Raw genomic sequence first — 2262 nt, forward strand, 5'->3', positions numbered from 1 at the left:
GGCTCACGACCGAGGTAACTTGCCCAGGCAAAACGATTGACCGTGTTGTTCCACACCGGATGGTCCCCCGCGTCGAGGTCGCGCCGGGCTGCCGTACGGTCATCGAGCATCGGGGCGAAAAGCCATTGCGCACAGGGCTGAATGCCACCGCGATCTCGAATGCGCTGCACTGCCGCTGCGGCAAGACCGGCTCCTGCGCTTTCCCCGCCGAGTGCGATGCGCGTGGGATCGATGCCGAGACCGCTGGCGTGAGTGAGCAGGCACTCCCAGGCATGCAATACGTCGTCGAACGCCGCGGGAAAAGGGTGCTCGGGCGCGTGCCGGTACTGCACGGAAACAATGGTGACGCCCAGTTGCGCGGCCGTGTCGGCGCACAGCGGATCGTCCTGCTTCGGGGCGCCGATCACCAGGCCCCCGCCGTGCACCCAGAGCAGTGCCGGTCGAGGCGCCGCGGTGTCGGGGCGATACAGTCGTGCTCCGAACTGTCCGTCGCGAAGGTGCGAGACGGTGACGCCGGGAGTCTTCCGCGAGCGCAGGAGTTTTGGTCCTTGTCGTCCGACGAACCTGCTCAAACGGGAGGTGGGAGCAATTTTCGGCAGGCGTTCGAGCGCGCCTCGAAGCTCGGGATGCACACCGTTCATCAGCCGACGTCTTTCATTTTCTGCGCAATCAGACGGATGGCCCGCTCGGGGATGAGTCTGCTGAGCTTGTCGAACATTTTCGCATCCCGGCCGATGTGCACACGGAAGCGCTCTTTCTCGATCGCATCGACGATCTGCCTCGCAGCCTCTGGAGCAGTCGTTGTGTTCGGTGCGGTATTCCCTTGATCTTTGTTGGCGCGTTCAACACCGGAGTTCTTCATGATGTCCGTGGCGATCCCACCGGGGAAGACCTCGGTCACCGCGACAGGGGTGTCTTGCAACTCCGCGAACAGTCCCTCGGTGAACAAGGCCACCGCGGCCTTGGACGCGCCGTAAGCCGTCTGCCCGGGTACGGGCAGGATCGCGCCCATGCTGGAGACGTTGACCAGGCTCGCCGTCGGACGCCGCAGCAGCACGGGCAAGAACGCCTTGGTCATGTTCACCGTGCCCCAGAAGTTGACGTCCATCACCCGCTCCATGAGCTCGAAATCCAGCTCGCTGACATGCACGAAGGGCTGGATGATGCCCGCGATGTTGACCAGACCGTCAATGTCCCCGTGCACCGAGGCAATTTTTTCCGGGAGGGCAAATACTGCCTCGCGGTCAACGATATTCGCCACGTGGATGCTCAACCGGCTGGTTCCGCCCGCCACGGCCTGCGTTTCGATAAGGCCGGACTCGTTGAGGTCCACGGCCGCAACGGTGGCACCGCGCGCCAGCAGTGCGAGGACGGTGGCCCGACCAATGCCCGCGCCCCCGCCCGTGACAGCGAAAACCTTGTTCTTGAGTTCCATCCGAGACCGCCCTTCTACGTGAACTCTCACCCTACCGGACAACATTGTCCGGTAGTAGAGTCAGTGCATGACTGATGCGTTGACCACCCACGACGACGCAGGAGCACGTTCGGTCCCAGCACGGAAACGGAACTGGGGCCCCTCTGCGGGGCCGGCAAACCGTCAGGCATTGATCGAGGCGGCACGGATCGAATTCGCCTCCGGCGGCGGCAACGTTCCGTTGAGTCGGATCGCACAACGGGCAAATGTCGGGCAGGGAAGCCTGTACCGGCACTTCCCCGACCGCCTCGCTCTTGCCACCGGAGTGTTCGAAACGAACCTCGCCGAGGTGGAAAAACATGCAACGCAGGCGGAGCGCCCCTTCTCGGCACTGCTCGACGCCATTGAGGAACAGGCGGCAGAAGCCTCCGCGCTCATCGAGATTGTGTCCACCAGCGGGACGGACGTTTCGAGTAAGGCAAAAAATTCGCGTTCGGGGGGCGCGGGCGAATCGGCACTGCTCACCCAACTACGTACGGTCGTTGCGTGTATTCACGCCGCGGCCGTCGAAGCGGGCGAGATCACCTCGCACACGACGGCCGAGGATCTGCTCGTGGCCGTGCAAATGCTGGCGCTTCCCCTTGCAAAATCACCCAAGGAGCACCAGGCCGAGACCGGACGCCGCGCACGACGCATTCTCGACGCATGGTTCCTGACGGAGGACCAGCATCCTCGCCGCGCGGGTGATGCGCCCACCGAGGGCGGGAGCCCATCGCCCGGCCGCAGCCACGACCAGGCGGATCTCCGTCGCTGACGGCGATCGCCCATTGCCGGGGCGCACCCATGAC

At 64.3% G+C, this 2262-nt stretch carries 3 protein-coding genes; 1 reads left to right on the top strand and 2 read right to left on the bottom strand.

Annotated features, from left to right (window positions below; genetic code table 11):
• Positions 1–641 (bottom strand): alpha/beta hydrolase fold domain-containing protein (locus Q4E95_RS12980; protein ID WP_303383700.1); only part of this gene is annotated, 641 nt, incomplete at its 3' end.
• A complete protein-coding gene (locus tag Q4E95_RS12985; protein WP_303383701.1) occupies positions 641–1435 on the bottom strand; it encodes an SDR family oxidoreductase in 795 nt (264 codons plus the stop codon). The genes Q4E95_RS12985 and Q4E95_RS12980, both read right to left, overlap by 1 nt.
• A 67-nt stretch (positions 1436–1502) precedes the next feature.
• Between Q4E95_RS12985 and Q4E95_RS12990 the strand changes: the two genes are divergently transcribed.
• Positions 1503–2228, top strand: a complete 726-nt coding sequence (locus Q4E95_RS12990) for a TetR/AcrR family transcriptional regulator (RefSeq protein WP_303383702.1) — start codon at positions 1503–1505, stop codon at positions 2226–2228.
• Positions 2229–2262 lie beyond the last annotated feature (34 nt).

This window comes from Kocuria sp., assembly GCF_030536815.1.
In the GTDB taxonomy this organism is placed as follows: Bacteria; Actinomycetota; Actinomycetes; order Actinomycetales; family Micrococcaceae; genus Kocuria; species Kocuria gwangalliensis.

Bases quoted from the DNA above. Each gene is read 5' to 3' on its own strand.
- Q4E95_RS12985 (WP_303383701.1), bottom strand. From the start codon at position 1,435: ATGGAACTCAAGAACAAGGTTTTCGCTGTCACGGGCGGGGGCGCGGGC.
- Q4E95_RS12990 (WP_303383702.1), top strand. From the start codon at position 1,503: ATGACTGATGCGTTGACCACCCACGACGACGCAGGAGCACGTTCGGTC.